21 protein-coding genes and 1 tRNA gene are annotated in these 24,107 nt (G+C 72.0%); 8 read left to right on the top strand and 14 right to left on the bottom strand.

Annotated elements, in window-relative coordinates; genetic code table 11:
• Positions 1-137 precede the first annotated feature (137 nt).
• The gene (locus tag ACIP2X_RS35675; RefSeq protein ID WP_401681754.1) at positions 138-737 is read right to left on the bottom strand and encodes a TetR/AcrR family transcriptional regulator; all 600 of its coding nucleotides are present in this window, start codon (positions 735-737) and stop codon (positions 138-140) included.
• A 191-nt stretch (positions 738-928) separates the two neighbouring features.
• Between ACIP2X_RS35675 and ACIP2X_RS35680 the strand changes: the two genes are divergently transcribed.
• Positions 929-4,168, top strand: a complete 3,240-nt coding sequence (locus tag ACIP2X_RS35680) for a S41 family peptidase (protein ID WP_401681757.1) — start codon at positions 929-931, stop codon at positions 4,166-4,168.
• An 87-nt stretch (positions 4,169-4,255) separates the two neighbouring features.
• Here the strand turns inward: ACIP2X_RS35680 and ACIP2X_RS35685 are convergent, their stop codons facing one another.
• The 4 genes from ACIP2X_RS35685 to ACIP2X_RS35700 all read right to left on the bottom strand — a co-directional run bounded on the left by ACIP2X_RS35685 (position 4,256) and on the right by ACIP2X_RS35700 (position 7,916).
• The gene (locus ACIP2X_RS35685) at positions 4,256-4,450 is read right to left on the bottom strand and encodes a hypothetical protein (RefSeq protein WP_401681759.1); all 195 of its coding nucleotides are present in this window, start codon (positions 4,448-4,450) and stop codon (positions 4,256-4,258) included.
• A 75-nt stretch (positions 4,451-4,525) separates the two neighbouring features.
• Complete coding sequence (locus ACIP2X_RS35690; protein ID WP_401681761.1) at positions 4,526-5,410, bottom strand: SDR family oxidoreductase; 885 nt, start codon at positions 5,408-5,410, stop codon at positions 4,526-4,528.
• A complete protein-coding gene (locus tag ACIP2X_RS35695) occupies positions 5,407-6,333 on the bottom strand; it encodes an alpha/beta fold hydrolase (RefSeq protein ID WP_401681764.1) in 927 nt (308 codons plus the stop codon). Before ACIP2X_RS35695 ends, ACIP2X_RS35690 begins: the two co-directional genes overlap by 4 nt.
• The gene (locus ACIP2X_RS35700; protein ID WP_401681767.1) at positions 6,330-7,916 is read right to left on the bottom strand and encodes a flavin-containing monooxygenase; all 1,587 of its coding nucleotides are present in this window, start codon (positions 7,914-7,916) and stop codon (positions 6,330-6,332) included. The genes ACIP2X_RS35695 and ACIP2X_RS35700 overlap by 4 nt, the downstream gene beginning before the upstream one ends.
• A gap of 143 nt (positions 7,917-8,059) precedes the next feature.
• On the opposite strand from ACIP2X_RS35700, the gene ACIP2X_RS35705 reads away from it, so the two are divergent.
• Entirely contained in the window at positions 8,060-8,710 is a 651-nt protein-coding gene (locus ACIP2X_RS35705; protein WP_401681770.1) for a MerR family transcriptional regulator, read from the top strand.
• Between the two features lie 12 nt (positions 8,711-8,722).
• On the opposite strand, the gene ACIP2X_RS35710 is transcribed toward ACIP2X_RS35705, so the two are convergent.
• Positions 8,723-9,526 carry an exodeoxyribonuclease III gene (locus tag ACIP2X_RS35710; RefSeq protein WP_401681773.1) on the bottom strand — a complete coding sequence of 268 codons (804 nt, stop codon included), beginning with the start codon at positions 9,524-9,526 and terminating at the stop codon, positions 8,723-8,725.
• Between the two features lie 69 nt (positions 9,527-9,595).
• Between ACIP2X_RS35710 and ACIP2X_RS35715 the strand changes: the two genes are divergently transcribed.
• On the top strand, positions 9,596-10,072 hold the full coding sequence (locus tag ACIP2X_RS35715) for a GNAT family N-acetyltransferase (RefSeq protein ID WP_401681776.1): 477 nt from the start codon (positions 9,596-9,598) through the stop codon (positions 10,070-10,072).
• 93 nt (positions 10,073-10,165) lie between these two features.
• Here ACIP2X_RS35715 and ACIP2X_RS35720 read toward each other — a convergent pair.
• From ACIP2X_RS35720 to galU, 7 genes are all read right to left on the bottom strand, one after another.
• Positions 10,166-10,239 (bottom strand) — tRNA-Ala (locus ACIP2X_RS35720).
• An 82-nt stretch (positions 10,240-10,321) separates the two neighbouring features.
• The gene (gene glpR / locus ACIP2X_RS35725) at positions 10,322-11,599 is read right to left on the bottom strand and encodes a gephyrin-like molybdotransferase receptor GlpR (RefSeq protein ID WP_401681779.1); all 1,278 of its coding nucleotides are present in this window, start codon (positions 11,597-11,599) and stop codon (positions 10,322-10,324) included.
• Between the two features lie 185 nt (positions 11,600-11,784).
• Positions 11,785-12,462, bottom strand: coding sequence for a GNAT family N-acetyltransferase (locus ACIP2X_RS35730; protein WP_401682109.1), 678 nt, complete (start codon positions 12,460-12,462; stop codon positions 11,785-11,787).
• Positions 12,459-12,995 carry a molybdenum cofactor biosynthesis protein B gene (locus ACIP2X_RS35735; protein WP_401681781.1) on the bottom strand — a complete coding sequence of 179 codons (537 nt, stop codon included), beginning with the start codon at positions 12,993-12,995 and terminating at the stop codon, positions 12,459-12,461. The genes ACIP2X_RS35730 and ACIP2X_RS35735 overlap by 4 nt, the downstream gene beginning before the upstream one ends.
• Positions 12,992-13,504, bottom strand: coding sequence for a cyclic pyranopterin monophosphate synthase MoaC (gene moaC, locus ACIP2X_RS35740; protein ID WP_401681784.1), 513 nt, complete (start codon positions 13,502-13,504; stop codon positions 12,992-12,994). Before moaC ends, ACIP2X_RS35735 begins: the two co-directional genes overlap by 4 nt.
• Positions 13,505-13,587: 83 nt before the next feature.
• Positions 13,588-14,910 (bottom strand): gephyrin-like molybdotransferase Glp, encoded by a 1,323-nt coding sequence (glp, locus tag ACIP2X_RS35745; protein ID WP_401681787.1) that lies wholly within the window; start codon positions 14,908-14,910, stop codon positions 13,588-13,590.
• A 4-nt stretch (positions 14,911-14,914) separates the two neighbouring features.
• Positions 14,915-15,817, bottom strand: a complete 903-nt coding sequence (galU, locus tag ACIP2X_RS35750; protein WP_401681790.1) for a UTP--glucose-1-phosphate uridylyltransferase GalU — start codon at positions 15,815-15,817, stop codon at positions 14,915-14,917.
• Positions 15,818-15,911: 94 nt separating this feature from the next.
• Here galU and ACIP2X_RS35755 point away from each other — a divergent pair, with 94 nt between their 5' ends.
• Complete coding sequence (locus ACIP2X_RS35755; protein WP_401681793.1) at positions 15,912-16,538, top strand: 5-formyltetrahydrofolate cyclo-ligase; 627 nt, start codon at positions 15,912-15,914, stop codon at positions 16,536-16,538.
• Between the two features lie 68 nt (positions 16,539-16,606).
• Here ACIP2X_RS35755 and ACIP2X_RS35760 read toward each other — a convergent pair whose 3' ends face one another.
• Positions 16,607-19,387, bottom strand: a complete 2,781-nt coding sequence (locus ACIP2X_RS35760) for a penicillin acylase family protein (RefSeq protein WP_401681795.1) — start codon at positions 19,385-19,387, stop codon at positions 16,607-16,609.
• Positions 19,388-19,566: 179 nt separating this feature from the next.
• Between ACIP2X_RS35760 and ACIP2X_RS35765 the strand changes: the two genes are divergently transcribed.
• The 4 genes from ACIP2X_RS35765 (at position 19,567) to ACIP2X_RS35780 (ending at position 23,947) form a co-directional block, all read left to right on the top strand.
• On the top strand, positions 19,567-21,087 hold the full coding sequence (locus ACIP2X_RS35765; protein WP_401681798.1) for a potassium/proton antiporter: 1,521 nt from the start codon (positions 19,567-19,569) through the stop codon (positions 21,085-21,087).
• Between the two features lie 251 nt (positions 21,088-21,338).
• Positions 21,339-22,613 (top strand): MFS transporter, encoded by a 1,275-nt coding sequence (locus tag ACIP2X_RS35770; RefSeq protein ID WP_401681801.1) that lies wholly within the window; start codon positions 21,339-21,341, stop codon positions 22,611-22,613.
• 67 nt (positions 22,614-22,680) lie between these two features.
• Positions 22,681-23,007, top strand: coding sequence for an FmdB family zinc ribbon protein (locus ACIP2X_RS35775; protein WP_401681804.1), 327 nt, complete (start codon positions 22,681-22,683; stop codon positions 23,005-23,007).
• A gap of 106 nt (positions 23,008-23,113) precedes the next feature.
• On the top strand, positions 23,114-23,947 hold the full coding sequence (locus tag ACIP2X_RS35780) for an S-methyl-5'-thioadenosine phosphorylase (RefSeq protein WP_401681806.1): 834 nt from the start codon (positions 23,114-23,116) through the stop codon (positions 23,945-23,947).
• The last annotated feature ends 160 nt before the right edge of the window (positions 23,948-24,107 follow it).

Genomic DNA, 24,107 nt, shown 5'->3' on the forward strand with positions numbered 1-24,107 from the left:
AGGTCGTGGGGGTGTTTCAGGGCAGGGGTGATCACCCGGCGGGGAGGCAGGGGTGATCGTCCCGACGACGTGAGCGGGCGCGTCAGGTACAGGTGGTGGTGCGGGTAGGGGGTGCTGCTACTCGGGCGAGGAGGTGCTCAGAGGGTGGGAACGCCGAGGGCGGGGAGCACCACGGCGTCGATGTACGAGGTGAGGAAGTCCCGCGTCGGCGGGAGGTCCTCGATCAGCGCACGGGTGGCGAAGGCGCCGAGCATCATGTGCACGACGTACTCCAGCGCGGGGTTGTCGGCCCGGACCTCGCCCCGGTCGATCGCCCGCTGGACCATTCTGCGGAACTCCTGCGTCTCGGGCTCCACCAGCAGTTCCCTGAACGCCTTCAGCAGATCCGGGTTGGTGTGCGCCGCCATGGCCAGACCCCGCATCAGCGCGGCGTTCTGCTCCATGGTGCAGTCGTCCTCGTGCTCCAGCAGGGCGTGGAAGTCGCCCCGCAGGGTGCCGGTGTCGACGTCGGCGATGCCGCCCGGCTTGTTGTACCGGATCGCCTTGGCCACCAGCTCGGCCTTGCCGCCCCACTGGCGGTAGAGCGTCGCCTTGCTGGACTTCGTACGGGCGGCCACCGCGTCCATGGTGAGCGCGTCGTAGCCGACTTCCCGGAGCAGGTCGAGCACGGCCGCGTACAGCTCGGCCTCGCGCTCGGGTGTGATCCGGCTGCGACGCGTCGTTGCGACCTCGGCCATCCGACTCACCCTTCCCGCTCGCGGCGATCTCCGTACGACACCGTCTCGTACTCGTACATGACGAATGTAGCGCAGCCCGCTGAGAAACGAAACCGTTTCGTACGTGTCGCCCGTCACGCTCGCCCACCACACCCCGAGGGGCGTTTTCACACGACTTGCTCCGGTCCGTCCTCGGGGCGAAGCATGGGGAGGTGACCTATCTGCGTCTGCCCCACCTCAGCGGTGACCTGCTGTGCTTCGTCGCCGAGGACGACCTCTGGCTCGCCCCTCTCGACGGGCCGGGTCGCGCCTGGCGGCTCACCGTCGACCGCACCAAGATCGGCCATCCGCGCTTCTCCCCGGACGGCAGCCGGATCGCGTACACGAGCTGGCGCAGTCTGGTGCCCGAGCTGTACCTGGTGCCGACGCAGGGCGGCAGCGGCCGCCGGCTCAGCTACTGGGGCAGCCCGGACACCCAGGTGTGCGGCTGGACCCCGGACGGCGACATTCTCGCCGTCGCCTCGCACGGAGAGCCCTTCTCGCACTTCACCTGGGCCTACAAGGTCTCCACGGACGGCTGCCCGGGCCGCAAACTGCCCTGGGGCCCGGTCGCGGACCTCCAGGTCGCCGACATCGACGGCGAGCGCCGCACCCTCCTGCTCACCGGGACGCCACCCCACGAACCGGCCTCCTGGAAGCGCTACCGCGGCGGCGCCATGGGCCGCCTCTGGCTGCACGGCACCCGGCTGCTCGCCGACCTGGAGGGCCATCTGCACTCCCCGATGTTCGTCGGCGGCCGGATCGCCTTCCTCTCCGACCACGAGGGCGTCGGCAACCTCTACTCCTGCGCCTACGACGGCTCCGACCTGCGCCGGCACACCGACCACGACGCCTTCTACGCCCGGCACGCCGCCGGCGACGGCACCCGCGTCGTGTACCAGTGCGGCGGGGACCTGTGGCTCGTCGACGACCTCGCCGCCGACTCCGCGCCCCGCCGGCTCGACGTCCGCCTGAGCGGTCCACGCGCGGGCCGCCGTACCTACCAGGTGCCCGCCGCACACCACGTGGACGGCATCTCGGTCGACGAGACCGGGCGCGCTAGCGCCGTCGTCGTCCGGGGCAGCCTGTACTGGCTCACTCACCGCGACGGCCCCGCCCGCACCATCACCGACACCCCGGGCGTCCGGGTGCGGCTGCCGGAGATGCTCGGCTCGGGCGGCCAGGTCGCCTACGTCACGGACGCGGAGGGCGAGGACGCGATCGAGATCGCCTATCTGCCGCGCGCCACCGGCGACCGCGAGCCGCGACGGCTGGCACAAGGGGAGCTGGGCCGGGTGCTGGAGATGGTCTCCGATCCGGAAGGCGAACGGCTCGCCCTCGCCTCGCACGACGGGCGGCTGCTCCTGCTCGACGCGACGGAAGGGTCGAACAGAGGGGTGACCGAGCTGATCCGGTCGATCAACGGCCCGGTGCGGGACCTCGCCTTCTCCCCGGACGGCTCGTGGCTCACGTGGTCGCACCCGGGCATCGGCCGGTCCCTGCGCCAGATCAAACTGGCCCGGATCAAGGACCGTTTCGTCGTCGACCTCACCAACGGCCGCTTCGAGGACGAGAACCCGGTCTTCACCCGCGACGGCCGCTACCTCGCCTTCCTCTCCTGGCGCGGCTTCGACCCGGTCTACGACGTCCACACCGGCGACCTGTCCTTCCCGCTGGGCTGCCGCCCCTACCTGGTCCCGCTGACCTCGGCCACCCCCTCCCCCTTCGCGCTGAGCCCGGACGGACGCCCGGCCGCCGGGGGGATGGACCCGGTCGAGGACGAGGCCGGCGCCGAGGGCGGGGAGGGCGGCACGGTGATGGTCGAGGTCGAGGGCCTGGAGAGCCGGGTGACGCCCTTCCCGGTCGCCGCCTCCAAGTACTCGGGGCTGTACCCGGTCGCGGGCGGCGGGCTGGTCTGGCTGCGCTGGCCGATCTCGGGCGCGCTCGGCGAGACGTTCGTCAACCCGGACGACACCAGCGGCCGTCCCACGCTGGAGTACTTCAACATCGTCAAGGCGAAGAAGTCCGAACTGGTCGAGCACCTCGACTGGTTCACCGTCAGCGGCGACGGCACCCGTCTCGTCGTGGTCGACGAGGGCGACCTGCGCGCGGTGCCGTCCACCGAGCCCGGCGACAGCGACACGACGACCTGGATCGACCTGCGCCGCATCCTGCACGAGGTCGACCCGGGCGCCGAGTGGCGCCAGTCGTACGAGGAGGCGGGCCGGCTGATCCGGGCCTACTTCTGGGAGCCGGGGATGTGCGGGATCGACTGGGACGCTGTGCTGGACCAGTACCGGCCGCTGGTGGAGCGGGTGGCCTCCCCGGACGAGTTCGCCGACCTGCTGCGCGAACTCCTCGGCGAACTGGGCACCTCCCACGCCTACGTCACCGCCGCCCGCCGCAACGAGGGCCCGCCCCACTACCAGCGCCGCCAGGGCCTGCTCGGCGCCAACTTCGCCCAGCGCGAAGGCGGCTGGACCGTCGCCCGCATCCTGCCCGGCGACTCCTCCGACTCCAAGGCCCGCTCACCGCTGGCCGGTTCCGGCATCCGCGAGGGCGCGATCCTGACCCATGTGGACGGCCGCCCGGTCGACCCGCTGACCGGCCCGTACCCGCTTCTCGCGGGCGCGGGCGGCACGACGGTCGAGCTGACCTTCACCCCGGCCGAGGGCGAGGGGCGCTCCCGGCGGGTCGCCGTCGTCCCGCTCCTCGACGAGCGTCCGCTGCGCTACCAGGACTGGGTGGCCAAACGCCGGGAGGTCGTGCGGGAGTTGAGCGGCGGGCACTGCGGCTATCTGCACATCCCCGACATGGGCGGCTCGGGCTGGGCCCAGTTCAACCGCGATCTGCGCATGGAGGTGTCCCGTCCCGCGTTGATCGTGGACGTGCGGGGCAACGCCGGCGGCCACATCAGCGAGTTGGTCATCGAGAAGCTGACCCGAACGATCCTGGGCTGGGACCTCACCCGCGACGCCCAGCCGGTTTCGTACACCTCGAACGCGCCGCGCGGCCCGGTGGTGGCACTTGCGGACGAGGCGACCTCCTCCGACGGCGACATGATCACGGCCGCCTTCAAGCTCCTGAAACTGGGCCCCGTGGTGGGGCAGCGCACCTGGGGCGGCGTCGTCGGCATGACCGGCCGGCACCGGCTGGGCGACGGCACGGTCATCACCGTGCCGATGAACGCCGCCTGGTTCGACGCCTACGGCTGGTCCGTCGAGAACCACGGCGTCACCCCCGACGTGGAGGCCCTGCGCACCCCCCTCGACTGGGCGGAGGGCCGCTACGCCCAGCTCGACGACGCGGTGCAACTCGCCGTGCGCCTGCTGACAACGGAGCCCGCGGCGACACCGCCCGACTACCGTCACGTGCCGGACAGATCCCGCCCGAAGCTGCCGCCCCGCCCGTGACCCGCGCCCGCGCGCACCAACACGAACACAGGGTGCCCTCCGGAAGAGGAGGGCACCCTGCGTCACTGGGTGAAGCCGTACGCACACTCAGGCGTCGTAGTCCTGCGCGAAACGGTCCTCGGCCTCCTGCCGCTCCCGCTCCGGGTCCGAGTCGCGGCGGCCGCGCTCACGCATCGGCTCGGAGGGACGCTCGCGCTTCTCGTCCCGCTCCTGCCCGGCGCGCTCCTTGGCCTGCTGCCGCATGCGCTCGGCCTTGTCCTGGAACTGGTCCTTCATGCCCATGAGATTCACTCCCGTAGTGGGTGGGGGATGGGGCCTCGACCAGATTTGCACGGCGCGACTACGCACGCATTTCGATCAACTACGCTGCGTAGCACGCGCCTGCTCGTCGGCCTCGCCGCCCGCGCCCACGAGTCCCGTGCGCATGCCGCGCAGCCGCGGCGCGAACCGCCGCATCTCGCGCTGCCCCACGGTGGCGATGAGCGCCGGCAAGTACCCGCGCACCCCCTGCATCCCGCGCAGCCACCACTGCCCGTACACATGGCTGGACCGGTGCTCGATGCCGGCCACGATCCGGTCCACGGCCGGCCCGAGCGGATAGGTCTTGTTCGACGGCCACGGCAGCCGCTGCCTCAACTCCCGCATGACGTCGTCCTGATCGGCCCCGCGCACCATGTCGGTGTCGGTCCAGGACAGATACGCGACCCCGACCTTCACGCCCTGGTGGCCCACCTCGGCGCGCAGACTGTGCGCGTACGCCTCGACGCCCGACTTGGACGCGCAGTACGCGGTCATCATCGGCGCCGGCGTCATCGCGGCGAGGGAGGCGATCTGGAGCAGATAGCCCCGGCTCTCGGTGAGCACCGGCAGGAAGGCGCGGGCGGTCACCGCGGACCCGATCAGATTGACCTCGATGACCCGCCGCCAGGCCTGCGGATCGGAGTCGGTGAAGGGCCCGCCGCTCGCGACGCCCGCGTTGGCGACGACGAGGTCGACCTTGCCGAAACGCGCCTTGACCTCCTGGGCGACCTTCGCCATGGCCTCGTGGTCGGTGACGTCGGCGTACCAGTGCTCGCTCTCGCTGTGCAGCCGCGCGGCGACCTGCTTCAGCGCGTCCGGCTCCAGGCCGACCAGCGCCACCTTGGCGCCGCGCGCCGACAGCTTGCGGGCGAGCAGCTCCCCGACGCCCCGCGCGGCCCCGGTGACGACCGCGACCTGCCCCTCCAGGCCGACCCTGCTCATGCGCCCTCCTTGACCGGTTCCCCCGGCGCGTACGTGGTGACGAGTTCGCGAATCCTGCCGGTGATCAGCTCGGGAGCCTCGACCGGTGTCATGTGTCCGAGCCCGGGCAGCTCGGTGAGTCCGACGCACCGTGGCAGCGCGGCGACCAGCGCGCGGGCGTGCACCGGCGGTGTGAGCCGGTCGCCCGTGCCGACGACGACCTCGGCGGGGACCTGCAACTCCCTTACGCCGTGGTCGAGGTCGAGCAGGTCCAGCACCCGCGACCAGGAGTGGCGCACGGTGCGCGGGCAGGCGTGCACGATCCGGGCGCATGCCTCCACCATGTGCGGGGCGGAACCGGCGCCCATGGTGGCGTACTTGAGGATCCTGCGCGCCGGCGCCGTGACCGGGCCGAGAGGCGCGCGGGAGCCGAGGACGTGCCCGGTCAGCCATGTCCGCAGCCGTCCCGCCCGCATCGGCAGGACGGTCGACTCGGCGACCAGGCGCGAACTGCCCGTGCTGCACAGCAGGACGGCCGCCGCGTGGGCCCGGAAGTGTTCCCGCCCGGCCGCCGCCAGCACCGTCATGCCGCCCATGGAGTGCCCGGCGATCACCGCCCGCTCCCCGGTCACGAGGGTCGCGGCGAGCACGGCCTCCAGGTCGTCGGCGAGGGCCTGCGTGCTGCACAGCGGGCTCGCGGGGCTGCGGCCGTGACCGCGCTGGTCGTAGGCGATGACCCGGTGGTCCGCGGCCAGGGCCCGGATCTGCGCGGCCCAGAACGCGGTGGAGCAGGTCCAGCCGTGGACGAGGACGACGGCCGGCGCGTGGTCGGGTCCGTGCACCTCGACGTGCAGGGGTGCGCCGTCGGCGGAGGTGACCTTCAGTTCGCGGGCCGGGACGGGGGGCGCGTAGGGGCCGGCGGTGACATGCGGGAGGCGGCTCATGCGAGGGCCTCCCGGACGGCCTCGCCGGTGGCGTCGCCGGTCGCGTCGCCGGTCGCGTCGCCGGTCGCGTCGCCGGCAGCCTGCCCCGTGACCTCGCCGGCGGGCCGGTCGGCGGACGGGCGCAGCACCTCGTACTCGGCGAGGTCCACGCGCCGTGTAGCGCGCCGGAACTCGCTCGTCGTACCGGGCCAGATGGTCGTGTTGCGGCCGGAGGCGTCCAGGTACCAGCTGTTGCAGCCGCCGGTGTTCCACACCGTGCGCTTCATCCGCTCCTGCACGTTCAGGTTCCAGGCGTTCACGGCCTCGGGGCGGGCGTCGAGGGCCACCCGTCCGCCGAGCACCTCCAACTGCCGCACGTAGTCGGCCAAGTAGTTCAGCTGGGACTCGATCATCAGGATCATGGAGGAGTTGCCGAGTCCGGTGTTGGGCCCGATGATCGTCATCCAGTTCGGGAACCCGGCGGCCGAGGCGCCGCGCAGGGCCGCCATGCCGCCCTTCCAGACCTCGGCGAGCGTCCGGCCGTCCGCCCCGACGACCCGCTCGGCGATCGGCATGTCCGTCACATGGAAGCCGGTGCCGAAGACGATCGCGTCGACCTCGGCCTCGGTGCCGTCGGCCGCGACGACCGTCGAGCCGCGGACCTCGCTCAGCCCGCTCGCGACGACGTCCACGTTCGGCCGGGCGAGCGCCGGATAGTACTCGCTGGACAGCAGGATCCGCTTGCAACCGATGCGGTAGTCCGGGGTGAGCTTGGCGCGCAGGGCCGGGTCCTTGATGGCTCGGGCCATGTTCTGCTTGGCCAGCCGCTCCACGAAACCCAGCTCGCCCGGGTGCTTGGTGAAGGCCTGGACCTGCAACTCCCTGATGCCCCACAGCAGTCCGCGGCGGAGCCGGGCCGTCAGCGGCAGCGCGCGGTGCAGCCTGCGCTCGGCACCGCTGATCGCGCGGTCCATGCGGGGCATGACCCAGGGCGGGGTGCGCTGGAAGAGGGTGAGCCGGCCTACCTCGGGCTGGAGGGCGGGCACGATCTGGATGGCGGAGGCGCCGGTGCCGACCATGGCGACGCGCTTGCCTCGCAGGTCGGCCTCGTGGTCCCAGCGGGCGGAGTGGAAGACCTTGCCGGGGAAGGTGTCGAGGCCGGGGACGTCGGGGACCTTCGGGTCGGACAGCGGTCCGGTGGCGGAGACGACGAGGTCGGCGGTGAGGGTGCCGGAGGCGGTCTCGATCACCCACCTGAGCGCGTCGCCGTCCCAGGCCATCCGCTTGACCTCGGAGTCGAAGCGCAGGTGCGGGCGCAGTCCGAAGACGTCCGCGACGTGCTCCAGGTAGGCGCGGATGTGCTCCTGCCCGGAGAAGGTGCGCGGCCATTCGGGGTTGGGCGCGAAGGAGAACGAGTACAGATGGGAGGGCACGTCGCAGGCGCACCCGGGGTAGCTGTTGTCCCGCCAGGTGCCGCCGACGCTGCCGGCGCGCTCCAGGACGACGAAGTCGGTGATCCCCTCGCGGCGCAGCCGCACGGCGGCCCCGAGCCCACCGAATCCCGACCCGACCACCGCCACCCGTACATGTTCGTGCTCGGACATACCGACGCCCCTCCATGCCGTTCCGTGACCCTGCGAACCATGCCAGTGTTCACTGGCACAATCGGGAGAGTAGAGGAGCGGCGTACTGATGGGTAGGGGGCGGTACGAGGAAAGTTACCGGCGGTACACCGTAAGGTGCGGTGGTGACCGAGAAGCGTGAGTACCGCATGGAGGAGCTGGCCCGGCTGGCCGGCATCACGGTGCGCACCCTGCGCTTCTACCGCGAACGCAAGCTGATCCAGCCGCCCCGCCGCGAGGGCCGCATCGCCTGGTACGACGACCACCACCTGGCCCGGCTGCGCACCATCGGCGCGCTGCTGGAACGCGGCCACACCCTGAACGGCATCGCGGAACTCGCCGAGGCCTTCGACCAGGGCCGCGACGTCGCCGACCTCTTCGGCGTCGGCATCGGCGCCCCCACCGAGGAGGAACCGGTCCGCCTCACCCCCGAGGAACTCGCCGCACGCTTCGAGGGCGAGGTCACCCCCGAGAACCTGGCCGCCGCGATGGACCTCGGCTACCTGGGCACCGACGGCGACGAACTGGTCCACATCAGCCGCCGCCTGCTCGACGTCTCCTCGGCCCTGGTCCGCGAGGGCATCCCGCTGGCGGAGGTCCTCCGGGCGGGCAAGGAGGTACGCGCCCACGCCGACGCCCTGGCCGAACTCTTCGCCACCCTGGTCCTGCGGCACGCCCCGGAGGAGGACCTGCCCCGCCTGCGCCCCCTGGCCCGCAGCGTGGTGGAGGCGGAACTCTCCCTGGCCCTGGACCGCCGCATGCGCGGCACACGCTAGGGCGGACGGCCTCTACCGGTCGTAGACCACTGTCACCGGCGCGTGGTCCGACCAGCGCTCGCCGTGGGTGGCCGCGCGCTCCACGTACGCCTTGAGCGCCCGGCGGGCGAGCCCGGGCGTGGCCACGTGGAGGTCGATGCGCCATCCCGAATCGTTGTCGAACGCCCGCCCCCGGTACGACCACCAGGTGTACGGCCCCTCGACGTCCGGATGCAGGGCGCGTACGACGTCGACGTAGCCGCCGGCCCCGGGGTCGAACACCGAGGTGAGCCAGTCGCGTTCCTCCGGCAGGAAGCCGGAGTTCCTGGTGTTGCCGCGCCAGTTCTTCAGGTCCGCCCGCTGGTGGGCGATGTTCCAGTCGCCGCAGACGACCACCTCGCGCCCGTCGGCCGCGGCCCGTTCCCTCAGGCCCTTGAGATGGGCGAGGAACTCGCCCATGAAGCGCGCCTTCTCGTCCTGGCGCTCGGTGCCCACCTCGCCCGAGGGGAGGTAGAGGGAGGCGACCGTCACACCGGGCAGGTCGGCCTCGACGTACCGCCCGCCGGCGTCGAACTCGCTCGACCCGAACCCGACGCGCACCGCGTCCGGCTCACGCCGGGTGTACAGGGAGACCCCCGCGCGCCCCTTGGCCGCCGCGGGCGCGTGCGTCACGTGCCAGCCCTCCGGCGCCCTCACGTGCTCGGGCAGCTGCTGCGGTTCGGCGCGCACCTCCTGCAGGCACAGCACATCCGCCTGGGTCGCCGCGAGCCATTCCACGAAGCCCTTCTTCGCCGCGGCCCGCAGCCCGTTCACATTCACAGAGGTCACAGTGAGCACGGGCCGCACCCTACCGGCACACTGGACGAAGTCCAGATTCCTACTCTGCATAGGTGTACGATCCTCAGCATGAATATACGCCTCGTCCCCTTCGACCATCCCGACGCCGTGAAGCTCAACGACGAGGTCCAGGCCGAGTACCACGAGCGCTACGGCGACGGCGGCGACGCCACCGTTCTCGACCCGTCGGACTTCCGGCCGCCGAACGGCGTGTACCTGATCGCCTACGACGAGTCCGACCGCCCCGTCGCCACCGGCGGCTGGCGCAGCCAGGACAAGAACGACGAGGGCAACGAGAACGGCGACGCGGAACTGAAGCGGATGTACGTGATCAGGGAGCTGCGCGGCCGCGGCCTCGCCCGGCGGATGCTCGCCGCGCTGGAGGAGGACGCCCGCGCCGCCGGCCGCGTCCGGATGGTCCTGGAGACCGGCACCGAACAGCCCGAGGCCATCGCCCTGTACAGCTCCAGCGGCTACGAGCCGTGCACCAAGTTCGGCTACTACCGCTTCCACGAGTCGAGCCGCTGCTTCGCGAAGCCCCTGTGACGCGCGCCACTTGAGGGCCCGTCACCGGGCCCTCGCGGACGCCGGGAACGCGCTAGAGCCCCGTCGGGATTCCCGACGGGGCTCTATGCTGCGTGGACCTGTGGGGATTTGAACCCCAGACCCCCTCGATGCGAACGAGGTGCGCTACCAGACTGCGCCACAGGCCCTTGCAACGAGTGAAACTTTAGCACCCCGATCGGGGTGCTTGGAAATCCGTTCCCGCTGGACCCGGGGCCGGAGCGGTGCGGGCTACTCGTTGGCCGCCCGCGGCCGCTCCCCCTCCTCGTACTGGTCGAACAGCGGCGTACGGCCACGCTCGCGTGCCCGCCGCGCCGAGGCCGCCCGGCGCCGCGCGTCCCCGCGCCCCTCACCGTCCGCCTTGTCGCTCGCGCCGTCCGCCGCGCCGTCCGTCGCCCCCGACCGCCCCCGCTCCCCGGCATCGGCCGGGGAGGCGGCGGAGGCGGCGGAGGCGGCAGGTGTCGTCCCGGCGGCGCGCTCCGGCGAGCCCACGGGGGTCTCCTGCCCCTGCGCCGCCGGGCCCGACCGCGCCGAGCTCCAGGCGTCCAGGGCCCCGAGATCCACCTCCGAGGTGGCGCGTGGCGCGACCGGCGCCGTCACGTACGTCGGCAACGGCACCGGCACGGGGTCCCAGCTCTCACCGTGCCCGGGCCGGCGCTGCCGCTCCCGCTGCTGGTCGACCCACTCGGCGTGGTCGGTCTGCTCCACCAGCGCCCGCCGGTCCGCGGCCAGCGCCGAGAGCCCGGCGTCGGTCTCCGGTTCGTGCCCCTCCTCGGGCTCGTCGGCCTCCGTCTCGGCCACCGCGTGCCGGCGCGGCTGCCGCGTCCGCTCACGGAGCCGCTGCGCCGCGGCCTCCGCCTGGCGCCGGTCCATCTGGTACGCGAACCGACGGCGTTCCTGCGCCCGCAGGTACACGATGTACCCGCTGAGCAGCACGGCGGGCACCCCGGGCGCCCACAGGAACGTCAGGCCGCCGACCGCCGCGACGACCGCGCCGAGCGTGAAGGCGAGGAAGAGCATGATGGTGGTGCGCCTGCGGCGCGCCAGCACCTTCGTGCGCCGGGCGCGTGCCGCGGCCGCCTCCGCACCGGGTGCGCGACGGGCCGGCGGGATCGGCTTGCGTGGGGGCGCGGGCGCGGGGACGTCCGCGCGGGCCGGGGCGGTACCGGACTCGCGGGACTCGGACGCCGGCACGGCTTTCGCCGCCTCGACGACCGTGCCCGCCTGCGGGCGGGTCGGGGGCATGGCGAAGGCCCGGACGTCCACCGAGTCGGTGACCGCGTCCGGGTCGTCGAAGCCGGGCTCCCCCTCGTCGGTGGAGCGCGCCCGCAGGTCCTTGGCGTATCGGCGCTCCATGCCCGCCCGTCCGGACAGCAACCGGATGGCTGTGCTGAAGCGTTCCGTCGGACGGGCCTCGTTCAGCTCGTCCTGCCTACGGAGCCACATCGGCACCAAGTAGGCGGCCCAGGCCCCGACAATGACTGCGTAGATGAGGCCGCTGCTGCTCACGCCTCACACGGTAGAGGGGTTTGTGTGAGGCCATCTGCCAATTGAGCCGGTGTGTCGCACGATCTGGCTGATATTTCGAGCTTTTTTTGTGACCGATGCGATCACCAGGCTGGCGCACCCGCGAATTCAATGCCTCCGGACCGGTCACCAACCGATCATTTTCGAACACTTATTCAATTTCAGGGTCAGGCTGGATTCCCGGGCGCGTTCTGCGAGTTCCGGGGCAGGTCCCGCGCGTTCCCCGGGGCGTTCCGCGCGCGGGCGCGTCGCCAGCGCGCCAGCAGCCCCTCAGGGACTTCCTCGGCGGTGAGCGCGAAGACCAGATGATCCCGCCAGGCACCGTCGATGTGGAGATAACGGGGCCGCAGCCCCTCCTCGCGGAATCCGAGTTTCTCCACCACCCGGCGGCTGGGCCCGTTCTCCGGGCGAATGCACACCTCGATGCGGTGGAGGCCGACGGTCCGGAAACAGTGGTCGACGGCGAGCGCCACGGCCGTCGGCATCACGCCACGGCCGGCCACCGACTCGTCCACCCAGTAGCCGACGTGCCCCGAGCACATGGAGCCCCAGGTGATCCCGGCGACCGTCAACTGCCCGACGAGGCGCCCCTGGTACTCGATGACGAACGGCAGCATCCGCCCCGCGTTCGCCTCGGACCGCAGATGGCGGACCATCTGGCGGTACGTCGGCCGGTGGGTGATCGGGCCGGCGGGCGTGGGCGGCGGGATGGTCGCCTCCCAGGGACGCAGCCAGTCGCGGTTGCGCCGGTTGACCTCGCGCCAGGCCCGCTGGTCGCGCAGCTTTATCGGCCGGAGGACGACCTCGCCATCCACCAGTACGACGGGCCAGGACGGGCTGTTCAGCTCGCACCCCCATCGGAGGGTCTGGGGTGGTCACCGCCGCGGATCTGGTCGACGGCGTGGACCAGCAGGGGTTCCAGCACGGCGAGTCCGTCGCGCACCCCGCCGGACGAGCCGGGCAGGTTGACGACGAGGGTCCCGCCCGCGACCCCGGCCAGACCCCGGGAGAGCGCGGCGGTGGGCACCTTGTCCCGTCCGTGGGCCCGGATCGCCTCCGCGATGCCCGGCACCTCCCGGTCGAGCACGGCGCGGGTGGCCTCCGGGGTGCGGTCGGTGGGCGAGACGCCGGTGCCGCCGGTGGTGACGATCACGTCGTAGCCGGCTTCGACGCCCGCCCGCAGCGCGGCCTGCACCGGATCCCCGTCCGGGACGACCTGCGGGCCGTCGACGGCGAACCCGAGACCCTTGAGGGCGGCGGCGATCAACGGGCCGCCCTTGTCCTCGTAGACCCCGGCGGCCGCCCGGTTGGACGCCGTCACCACCAGAGCGGCGTACGGCGCCAGGAGGGCGCCGCCGAGCGCCGAGTCGTCCGTCATGCCCTGCTCCAGTCGCCCGACTTGCCGCCCGTCTTCTCCTCCACCCGCACGTCCGTGATGACCGCTCCCTTGTCGACCGCCTTCACCATGTCGATCACGGTCAGCGCGGCGACGGAGACCGCGGTGAGCGCCTCCATCTCGACACCCGTGCGGTCCGTGGTGCGCACCGTCGCGTGGATCTCCACGGCGTCGTCCGCGACCGACAGATCCAGTGTCACACCCGACACCGACAACGGGTGGCACAGCGGGATCAGGTCCGGCGTCCGTTTGGCGCCCATGATCCCCGCGATCCGCGCGGTGGCGAGCGCGTCGCCCTTGGGGACCCCTTCACCGCGCAGCAACTCGATCACACGGGGCGAGACGAGGACCCGCCCGCTCGCGCGCGCGGTGCGCGCGGTGACGTCCTTGTCCGAGACGTCTACCATGCGGGCGGCGCCCGCGTCGTCGAGGTGCGTCAGATGGTCCTGCGCAGGCGGTCCGGGGGTCTCCCCCCGGGAAGGCACGGTCATGGTGTGGCGCTCCCGGTCCGGGCCCGTCGCGGTGCGGCGCACGGACCTGTTGTGCGCGACACGGTACCGCCAACCCGGGGCGGTCAGCCGAGCAGGACCACCTCGACCTCGGCGCCCGGCGCCACGGACTCCGTGTCCTCGGGGACGACGATCAGGGCGTCGGCGTGCGCCAGGGCGGCGACCAGGTGGGAGCCGGCGCCGCCGACCGGCGTCACCCGGCCGTCGGCGTAGCTGCCGCGCAGGAACTGCCGGCGCCCCTTCGGCGAGGTGAGGGCCTTGTCGGCCGTCAGGGTCGCCCGGGCCCGCGGGCGGTGCACCTCGGGCAGCCCCATGAGGGTCCGGATCGCGGGGCGGACGAACAGTTCGAAGGAGACGTACGACGACACCGGGTTGCCCGGGAGGGCGAGCAGCGGGGTGTGGTCGGGGCCGATGGAGCCGAAGCCCTGGGGCTTGCCGGGCTGCATCGCGAGCTTGCGGAACTCGATGCCGCTGCCGGGTTCGTCCTCGTCGCCGACGTGCGACAGGGCCTCCTTGACGACGTCGTAGGCCCCGACGCTCACGCCGCCGGTGGTGACCATCAGGTCGGCGCGGACGAGCTGGTCCTCGATCGTGGTGCGCAGCGTCTCGACGTCGTCGGCGACGGCGCCCACCCGGTAGGCGATGGCGCCGGCGTCGCGGGCGGCCGCGGTGAGGGCGAAGCTGTTGGAGTCGTAGATCTGGCCGTCGCCCAGGCCCTCGCCGGGCGGGACCAGCTCACTGCCGGTGGACAGGACGACCACGCGCGGGCGGGGGCGCACGCGCACGGTGCCGCGGCCGATCGCGGCCAGCAGCGCGATCTGCGGCGGGCCGAGGACGGTGCCCGCGTCCAGGGCACGGTCGCCGGCCTTCACGTCGCTGCCCTTCGCGCGCACATGCGCGCGTGCTGCGGCCGGCCGGTGCACGCGCACCTGCCCGGAGGCGTCCTCGGGTCCGAGGCTGCGCGCCCGCATGCCGCTGACGGGGCCCTCACCGAGGCCCCCGTCGGTCCACTCCACGGGCACCACCGTCTCCGCGCCGGGCGGCAGCGGGGCGCCGGTCATGATGCGGGCGGCCTGGCCCGGCCCCACGCTCGACAGGTCCGCCTGGCCCGCGGCGACGTCCCCGACGACCTCCAGGACCGCCGGGAACTCCTCGCTCGCGCCCGCGACATCCGCGACCCGTACCGCGTACCCGTCCATGGAGCTGTTGTCGAACGGGGGCAGGGAGACCGGCACCGTGACGTCCTCGACCAGGACGCAGCCCTGGGCGTCGAGCAGTTGCAGCTCGATGGGTTCGAGGGGGCGGACGGTCTCGAGGATGTCCTCCAGGTGTTCGTCCACCGACCACAGGTGGTCCTGGCCGGTGGCACGGGGCGCGGCGGTGCTCAAGGGGCTACATCTCCTCGGTGACGTAACTGCGAAGCCAGGTCCGGAAGTCCGGGCCCAGGTCCTCACGTTCGCACGCGAGTCGGACAATGGCACGCAGGTAGTCGCCGCGGTCACCGGTGTCATAGCGGCGGCCCTTGAAGACGACGCCGTGCACCGGGCCGCCCACCTTCTCGTCGGCGGCGAGCTGCTGGAGGGCGTCCGTGATCTGGATCTCACCGCCGCGGCCGGGCTCGGTCTCGCGCAGGACGCCGAAGATACGCGGGTCGAGGACGTAGCGGCCGATGATCGCGTAGTTCGAGGGGGCGTCGGCGGCGTCCGGCTTCTCGACCAGGTCGCTCACCTTCACCACGTCGGCGTCGACGGTGGCCTCGACGGCCGCGCAGCCGTAGAGGTGGATCTGCTCGGGCGCCACCTCCATGAGCGCGATCACGCTGCCGCCGTGCTGCTCCTGGACCTCGATCATGCGCTGCAGGAGGGGGTCGCGCGGGTCGATGAGGTCGTCGCCGAGGAGCACCGCGAAGGGCGCGTCGCCGACGTGCGGGGCCGCGCACAGGACGGCGTGGCCGAGACCCTTGGGGTCGCCCTGGCGGACGTAGTGCATGGTCGCGAGGTCGCTCGACTCCTGGACCTTGGCCAGCCGCGCGGCGTCACCCTTCTTCCCCAGGGCCGACTCGAGCTCGTAGTTGCGGTCGAAGTGGTCCTCGAGAGGGCGCTTGTTGCGGCCGGTGATCATGAGGACGTCGTCGAGACCGGCCGCCACGGCCTCCTCGACCACATACTGGATCGCCGGCTTGTCGACCACCGGCAGCATCTCCTTGGGAGTGGCCTTGGTGGCCGGCAGGAACCGGGTGCCGAGGCCTGCTGCGGGAATGACAGCCTTGCTGATCCGTGGTTGCGCCTGAGTCATGCTCGCCACCATATCCGGTGACTTTGCGGGGAATCCGCCGCTCCGGTCAGTACGCACTCATATGAGCACTTTGTTTACGGAACGGGAGTCACCCATGAGTCACCTCGGACACACGAGCGAGCCTGACAAGCGCACATTGCGCGCAGAGCTCCTCGCGGTGAGGAACAGGTTGACCGCAGGTGACGTGCAGGATGCGGCGGCCGCGCTGGCGCGGAACGCGCTCGAACTGGAGGAGCTGGCGCACGCGCGCACGGTGGCGGCGTACGTCTCCGTGGGCGCCGAACCCGGCACCCTCGCGCTCCTGGACGCGCTGCGCGCGCGGGGCGTGCGCGTCCTGCTTCCGGTGCTGCTGCCCGACAACGACCTCGACTGGGGCGCCTACGCCGGGGAGGACGCCCTGACGCGCGTGCGCCACGGGAGCAGGATGGCGCTCCTGGAGCCCGCCGGCGAGCGCCTCGGCCCGGACGCGGTGACGGGTGCCGACGCGGTGCTGCTGCCGGGACTGGCGGTGGACGCGCGCGGGATGCGGCTGGGGCGCGGCGGCGGCTCCTACGACCGCGTCCTGGCGCGGCTGGAGCGCGCGGGCGGCCGTCCGGCGCTGGTGGTGCTGCTGTACGACGCGGAGGTCCTCGCGCGCGTCCCCGCCGAGCCGCACGACCGGCCCGTGCACGCGGTGGTGACGCCCTCGGGGGTGCGCCGCTTCTCGCGCCCCGGAAGCTGAGGCGCCCGGACGCCAAAAGGGCCCTCCACGCGCGCGTGGAGGGCCCTTTTGGCGTCGCCGTCAGGAGGTCAGGGCTTGAGGACGAGGGTGTCGTCCGTGTGCGAGTCGACCGCCTGCTTCGTGAACGACCAGTCCAGCAGCTCGCCCTTGGCCCACTTGCCCGTCTGGTCGGTGTAGTGGGCGTTGTAGGCGTGCCCGGAGGCGCCGCTGAGGTTGATCCACTTCGACTTGTCGAAGTCGTCGAGGTTGACCACCATCCGCATCGACGGCACCCAGACGACGCCGTAGCCGCCCGCGGCGTTCCAGCCGGTCGCGTTGACCGTCGCCTCGCCGCCGCCGAGCTCCCAGGGGCCGCGGTTGAGGGCGTACTGCAGGAAGCCGGGGCCGCTGGTGCCCATGGTCTGGTTCTTCAGGAACAGCCGGTGCAGCCGGCCCCAGCTCCAGCTGTCGATGTCCTTGCCGAGCTTGGCGGTCAGCTCCCAGCGGGCGTCGATCATGGCGCGCTTGAACAGGCCGTCACGGTCGTCGGCGCCGGGGCGGGTGCCCGACTTGGGGGTCGTCCACCACTCGCTGTCCTCGTCGGCCATGAGGGTGCGCACCACCTCGAACCAGCGGTCGCCGCCGTCCGGCTGGGCCTGGTCGGCGTCGCGCTGTCCGCACTCGCGCACCCGCCGGTCGTCGTCCACCGGGCCGGTGGTGTCGACCGGTTCGACCCACAGGCACTGGCCCTGGACGCGCAGTTCCTTGGGCAGCTTGTTGCCGAACGCGAGCTTGAGGACGTTGCGCCAGACCGAGTTGAAGTAGGCGGCGGCCGCCGAGTCCGCGTCCTGGGTGTAGTCCCAGCCCTCCAGGAGCTTCTGGGCGTCGCGTACGTCCTTGTTCCCGACGTCGATCTTCAGCAGTTGCGGGACGAGCAGCTTGGCGATCTCGCTGCTGCTGTCCATCTGCATCTGCCGCATGTCCTCGGTGGAGACCTTGCCGCCGCCCTTGAGCTTGGACTCGACCAGGTCGGTGATCCGCTGGCTGCGGGTGCCGTAGCCCCAGTCCGTGGTCAGCGTGTACGGGTAGTCCTCGCCGACGACCGCCTGGTTGGCCGTGACGATGTAGCCGCGGTCCGGGTCGTACTCGTGGGGCAGTTCGTCCTGCTCGACGTACCCGGTCCAGCGGTACCGCGAGTCCCAGCCGGGCGCCGGGACCCAGCCGTCGTGGCCCTTGGCGCGCGTGGGGATCTTCCCCGGCAGGGTGTAGCCGATGTGGTTCTCGGTGTCGGCGTAGACGAGGTTCTGCGAGGGCACCTCGAACAGGGCAGAGGCGGCGCGGAAGTCGTCCCAGTCGGCGGCCTTGTTCATCGCGAACAGGGCGTCCATGGTCCTGCCCGGCTCCAGCGCGGTCCAGCGCAGCGAGATGCCGTAGCCGTCGCCGCGGTCGGGGGCCGCGGTGTCGACGGTGGCCTTGCGGCCGACCTTCACGAGCTCGTCGTCGCGGTCGGACAGCAGGGGGCCGCTGTTGGTCTCGCGGACCACGATCTTCTTGGGGGTGCCGCCGGCGACCTTGATGGTCTCCTCGTACGTGGTGAACGGCTTCACCTTGCCGTCGTAGAGGTAGCCGTCCCCGGTGAGCTTCTCCAGGTAGAGGTCGGTGACGTCGGCACCGGAGTTGGTCATGCCCCAGGAGATGTCCTGGTTGTGACCGATTATCACGCCCGGCATGCCCGCGAAGGTGTAGCCGGAGACGTCGTACCGGCACTTGTCGGAGACCGTGCGGCAGTGCAGGCCCATCTGGTACCAGACGGACGGCAGCGACGCCGACAGGTGCGGGTCGTTGGCGAGCAGCGGCTTGCCGGTGATGGTGTGCTCGCCGCCGACGACCCACGAGTTGGAGCCGATGCCGTTGCCGTTGACACCGACGGCCTCGGGCAGGTCCTCCAGTTCGTCGTAGAGGCCCGCGAGCTGGCTCTGCAGCCCCGAGGCGTCCGCGGACGTCCCGGTGCCGCCCGCGGGGACTTCCGACGTGCCGTCCGCGCCGCCGTCGCCCGTGCCCTCCTCGGCGGTGCCGTCCGCGCCGCCGTCGAACGTCCCGGAGACCTCGTCGTAGCGGCCCTGCTGGACGACGACCCGGTTCCGGTCGTACGGGTAGCGCGGATACAGGTCCTCGACCTGCTTCGGGCCAAGGCGGCTGGTCATCAGGGAGCGGTCGATCTCGTCCTGCATGTTGCCGCGCAGGTCCCAGGCCATCGCCTTCAGCCACGCCACCGAGTCGACCGGGGTCCACTTCCCGGGCTTGTAGTCGTTGCTGAAGCCGAGCGCGGCGTACTCCAGGGAGATGTCCTCGGCGTCCTTGCCCTCCAGGTAGGCGTTGACCCCGGCGGCGTACGCCTGGAGGTACTTCTTGGTGGCGTCGGACAGCTTGGTGTCGTACTCCTTCTGCGCGGTCCGCTGCCAGCCCAGCGTGCGCAGGAACTCGTCGTTGTCGACCTGGCTCTTGCCGAACATCTCCGACAGGCGGCCGGATGTCATGTGCCGGCGGACGTCCATCTCGTAGAAACGGTCCTGGGCCTGGACATAGCCCTGGGCCATGAACAGGTCGTCGTCGGAGGAGGCATAGATCTGCGGGATGCCGTTGCCGTCGCGCTTCACGTCGACGGGTGCGGTCAGGCCCTGCAGTGTGATCGAGCCCTTGGTCTGCGGGAAGGAGGCACGCACCGTGCTGATGGACCAGTACGCGCCGTAGGCGACGCCGCCGATGACGGCCAGCACCAGGACGAGCACGAACAGTCGGGCTTTTCGCCCCTTCTTCCTGCCGGACTTGCCGGGCTGCTGACCCGTTGAGGCGGTGGTGTTGGGGGGCATCGCTGTCCTTGCTGTCCTAACGCGAGCGGCAGGCGGTACTGGAGTGCTGGAGCAACCATAGGCGCAGGGCCCGGCGGCCCTTGACGCGGAGTGGGGAACCAGCGCGGACTGACGTTCGATCTTGCCCGGGCGAGCGTCAAGAAATCGTCAAGAGTTAGGTAAGGTAACGAAGTACCTGCGTGAGGGGAAGGAACCGGCCGCTGAACATCCACGACCTCAACGAACTCCTGCTCGTCTGCTCGCTCGTCCTGCTCGTCGCCGTGGCCGCGGTCCGGATCTCCTCGCGCAGCGGGCTCCCCAGCCTGCTCGTGTACCTGGGCATCGGCGTGCTCATGGGCCAGGACGGGATCGGCGACATCCACTTCAACAACGCCGCCCTGACCCAGGTCATCGGGTACGCGGCCCTGGTCGTGATCCTGTCCGAGGGCGGTCTCAGCACGAAGTGGAAGGAGATCAGGCCCGCCCTGCCCGCCGCCACCGCACTGGCGCTGGTCGGCGTCGCGGCGAGCGTCGGGGTCACCGCGACGGCGGCGCACTACCTGGTCGGACTGGACTGGCGGCAGGCGCTCATCATCGGGGCGGTGGTCTCCTCCACCGACGCGGCGGCGGTCTTCTCGGTACTGCGCAAGATCCCGCTGCCCCCGCGCGTGACCGGCACGCTGGAGGCCGAGTCCGGCTTCAACGACGCCCCCGTGGTCATCCTGGTCGTCTCGTTCTCCACGGCCGGACCGTTCGAGCACTGGTACGTGCTGGTCGGCAAGATACTGCTGGAACTCGCCATCGGCGCCGCCATCGGCCTCGCGGTGGGCTGGCTGGGCTCCTGGGGGCTGCGGCACGTGGCCCTGCCCGCCTCCGGCCTGTACCCGATCGCCGTGATGGCGATCGCCGTCGCCGCCTACGCGGCCGGCGCCCTGGCGCACGGCAGCGGCTTCCTCGCCGTCTACCTCGCCTCGATGGTGATGGGCAACGCGCGCCTGCCGCACTGGCCCGCCACGCGCGGGTTCGCCGAAGGCCTCGGCTGGATCGCCCAGATCGGCATGTTCGTCCTGCTCGGCCTGCTGGTCACCCCGCACGAGCTCGGCGACGACATCCTGCCCGCCCTCGTCATCGGGCTGGTGCTCACCATGGTGGCGCGCCCCTTGAGCGTCGTGCTGTGCCTCGTGCCGTTCCGGGTGCCATGGCCGGAACAGGCGCTCATGTCCTGGGCCGGACTGCGCGGCGCCGTGCCCATCATCCTGGCCACCATCCCCATGGTGGCCGGCGTCGACGGCAGCCGTCGCATCTTCAACATCGTCTTCGTGCTGGTCGTGGTCTACACCCTGATCCAGGGGCCGACACTGCCCTGGCTGGCGCGCGCCCTGCATCTGCGCGAGGGCTCGGAGGCCGCCGCCGACCTGGGCATCGAGTCCGCTCCCCTGGAACAGCTGCGCGGGCACCTGCTCTCCGTCAGCATCCCGCGCGGATCGAAGATGCACGGCGTCGAGATCAACGAGCTGCGGCTCCCGGCCGGGGCCGCGGTCACCCTCGTCGTCCGGGAGGGCACGTCGTTCGTGCCGCTGCCGACCACCGTGCTGCGCCGGGGCGACGAACTGCTGGTGGTGGCCACGGACCCGGTCCGGGACGCGGCCGAGCGGCGGCTGCGCGCGGTCGGGCGCGGGGGCAAGCTGGCCGGCTGGCTGGGAACGAACGGGGCGAGCTAATCGCAGGTCGGCGGGGCGGATGGTGCTCGCTTTCACAGGCGCACCAGCCGTCCACCCCTGTACGATGCAGGTGTCACCCAGATCGAACCAACTCTGCCTGACGCAGAGCTGGCGCGACCGTATGGCGGCCGGAAACGCTCTTCGACGCAGTGCGCGCCGGTATCTACCGCAGTCAGCGCAAGAGGACAGCTCTCGGCGCCCCGGCCCCCCACAAGTGGGTCGCGCTACCAGGCGGCAGAAAGGCAAGGGCCGTGGCGTCCACGGTCACCTCGTCGAAGTCCTCCCGCCCGGGCTACGGGCAACTGCTGCGCACGCGCGGCGCCTGGACGTTCCTGCTCCCCGGCTTCGCGGCGCGCCAGCCGTTCGCGATGCTGACGATCTCCATCGTGCTGCTGGTGCAGCACACCACCGGCTCGTACGGCGCGGCAGGCGCCGCCGCGGCCGTCACCGGCGTCTCCATGGCCCTGTTCGCGCCCTGGACCGGGCGCCTGGCCGACCGTTTCGGACAGCGCGCGGTGCTGCTCCCGGGCGTGCTCGTGCACGCCCTGGCCGGCCTCACCCTGACGGCGCTCGCCCTCGCGGACGCCCCCCTGTGGGCGCTGTTCGCGGCGGCCGTCCCCACCGGCGCCTCGGTCCCGCAGATCGGCCCCATGGTGCGCGCCCGCTGGGGCGTGAAGCTCCAGGGCTCCCCCCTGATGACCACCGCCGCGGCCTTCGAGTCCGTCACGGACGAGCTGACCTTCGTGGTGGGCCCGCTGCTGGCCACCGCCCTGTGCACCGCCGTCGACCCGGCGGCCGGGCTGGTGACGGAGGCCGCGCTGACCCTGGTGGGCGGCCTGCTGTTCGCCGCGCAGAAGAGCACCCAGCCGACGGTCGGCGGCAAGGGGCACGCGCGCGTGGAGCACGGCTCGGCGCTGCGCGTCCCCGGGGTGCGGGTGCTGGCCGTGGCGTTCCTCGGCATCGGCTCCGTCTTCGGAGGCATGCAGGTGTCGCTGGCCGCGTTCAGCGAGTCGATCGGCCGGCCCGGCCTGAACGGCGTGCTGTACGGGACCTTCGCGGCGGGCAACATGCTCGCCGGCATCGTGTGCGGCGCCATCGCCTGGAGGGCGGCCCCGCAGCGCCGCCTGGTCGTCGGCTACGGCGCGCTCGCGCTGGCCGCCGCCGGCCTGTGGGCGGCACAGTCCGTGCCGCTGCTCGCCGCGCTCGGCCTGCTCGTCGGCATGTGCATCGCGCCCGCCCTGATCACCGGCTACACCCTGGTCGAGAGCCTGGTCCCGGCGGGGGCCCGCACCGAGGCCTTCACCTGGCTGACGGGCGCGGTGGCGCTCGGTCAGGCGGCTGCCGTCACGGTCGCCGGACAACTGGAGGACCGCTTCTGGGGCGGCGCCGGATTCCTGGTCCCGCTCGGCGGCACGGCGCTCGCGCTGGTGACCTTGATCGCGCTCCGGTCGCGGCTGGACGCCCGGCCCCGGAGCCGCACCGTCGCACGTGGCGTCGGTCACCGCGCGCCGGTGACAGTGGACTGATCCCGAGGAATACGTCACTATGGACCGTCGTTAGCACTCATCGAGTGAGAGTGCCAGGAGGAAGACAGTGCCGACCTACCAGTACCAGTGCACCGAGTGCGGCGAGGGCCTCGAGGCGGTGCAGAAGTTCACCGACGACGCCCTGACCGAGTGCCCCAACTGCCAGGGACGCCTGAAGAAGGTGTTCTCCGCGGTCGGCATCGTCTTCAAGGGCTCCGGCTTCTACCGCAACGACAGCCGCGGCTCCTCGTCGAGCAGCGCGCCGGCGTCGACGGGGTCGTCCTCGACGTCCTCCTCCACGGCGTCCTCGTCGTCCGGGTCGTCTTCCTCGTCCTCGTCCTCGGACTCGAAGGCGTCGAGCACCGGAAGCTCGTCCAGCACCACCGCCGCCTGAGGCGCGCACACACTCACGGGACCCCACCGCCGTACGGCCGGTGGGGTCCCCGGTCTTTCCGGCACCACCTCCTGCCGCCGCGCCCACGGGGGCTACTGTGCTGGTCATGGCGAACGCAGAGATCGGTGTAATCGGCGGCTCAGGCTTCTACTCGTTCCTCGACGACGTGACCGAGCTCCAGGTGGACACGCCGTACGGAGCCCCCAGCGACTCCCTCTTCCTCGGCGAGATCGCCGGCCGTCGGGTCGCGTTCCTGCCCCGGCACGGCCGAAGCCACCATCTTCCGCCCCACCGGATCAACTACCGGGCCAACCTGTGGGCCCTGCGGTCGGTCGGCGTGCGCCAGGTACTCGGTCCCTGCGCGGTGGGCGGGCTGCGTCCCGAGTACGGGCCCGGCACGCTGCTCGTCCCCGACCAGCTCGTCGATCGCACCAAGTCCCGGACGTCGACGTACTTCGACGGGCTGCCGCTGCCCGACGGCACCGTGCCGAACGTGGTGCACGTGTCCTTGGCCGACCCCTACTGCCCCGCCGGGCGCTCGGCCGCCCTGAAAGCCGCGCGCGGACGGGACTGGGAGCCGGTGGACGGCGGTGCGCTCGTCGTGATCGAGGGGCCCCGGTTCTCCACCCGCGCCGAATCGCTGTGGCACCAGGCGCAGGGCTGGTCGGTGGTGGGCATGACGGGTCATCCCGAGGCGGCGCTCGCCCGTGAGCTGGAGCTCTGCTACACCTCGATGAACCTGGTCACCGACCTCGACGCGGGCGCCGAGACCGGGGAGGGCGTCTCGCACGACGAGGTGCTGCGGGTGTTCGCGGCGAACGTGGACCGGCTGCGCGGGGTGCTCTTCGACGCCGTGGCGGCGCTGCCCGCGAACGAGGAGCGGGACTGTCTGTGCGTGAACGCGCTGGGTGGGATGGATCCGGGGTTCGCGCTGCCGTAGCGGTGAGCGGGGTCGGCGGCGTCCCGTCCGGGGCGGTCACGGCCGGGGCGGCTCGGGCCGGGCGGCGCGGTCGGGGTGGGCGGGGCGGGCGGGGCGGGCGGGGCTCGCCGCGGAACTTCCCGTTCGGGTGAGGGAGTTTTCCACAACGCGTCGGTCGTGC

Source organism: Streptomyces sp. NPDC089424 (assembly GCF_044749345.1).
Classification (GTDB): Bacteria; Actinomycetota; Actinomycetes; order Streptomycetales; family Streptomycetaceae; genus Streptomyces.

What these genes read in the sequence shown, in the direction of transcription:
- ACIP2X_RS35755 (WP_401681793.1), top strand. Translation starts at nt 15,912, where the DNA reads ATGAGTCACCTCGGACACACGAGCGAGCCTGACAAGCGCACATTGCGC.
- ACIP2X_RS35690 (WP_401681761.1), bottom strand. Translation starts at nt 5,410, where the DNA reads ATGAGCAGGGTCGGCCTGGAGGGGCAGGTCGCGGTCGTCACCGGGGCC.
- ACIP2X_RS35695 (WP_401681764.1), bottom strand. Translation starts at nt 6,333, where the DNA reads ATGAGCCGCCTCCCGCATGTCACCGCCGGCCCCTACGCGCCCCCCGTC.
- ACIP2X_RS35685 (WP_401681759.1), bottom strand. Translation starts at nt 4,450, where the DNA reads ATGGGCATGAAGGACCAGTTCCAGGACAAGGCCGAGCGCATGCGGCAG.
- galU (WP_401681790.1), bottom strand. Translation starts at nt 15,817, where the DNA reads ATGACTCAGGCGCAACCACGGATCAGCAAGGCTGTCATTCCCGCAGCA.
- moaC (WP_401681784.1), bottom strand. Translation starts at nt 13,504, where the DNA reads ATGACCGTGCCTTCCCGGGGGGAGACCCCCGGACCGCCTGCGCAGGAC.
- ACIP2X_RS35715 (WP_401681776.1), top strand. Translation starts at nt 9,596, where the DNA reads ATGAATATACGCCTCGTCCCCTTCGACCATCCCGACGCCGTGAAGCTC.
- ACIP2X_RS35735 (WP_401681781.1), bottom strand. Translation starts at nt 12,995, where the DNA reads ATGACGGACGACTCGGCGCTCGGCGGCGCCCTCCTGGCGCCGTACGCC.
- ACIP2X_RS35780 (WP_401681806.1), top strand. Translation starts at nt 23,114, where the DNA reads ATGGCGAACGCAGAGATCGGTGTAATCGGCGGCTCAGGCTTCTACTCG.
- ACIP2X_RS35675 (WP_401681754.1), bottom strand. Translation starts at nt 737, where the DNA reads ATGGCCGAGGTCGCAACGACGCGTCGCAGCCGGATCACACCCGAGCGC.
- ACIP2X_RS35760 (WP_401681795.1), bottom strand. Translation starts at nt 19,387, where the DNA reads ATGCCCCCCAACACCACCGCCTCAACGGGTCAGCAGCCCGGCAAGTCC.
- ACIP2X_RS35700 (WP_401681767.1), bottom strand. Translation starts at nt 7,916, where the DNA reads ATGTCCGAGCACGAACATGTACGGGTGGCGGTGGTCGGGTCGGGATTC.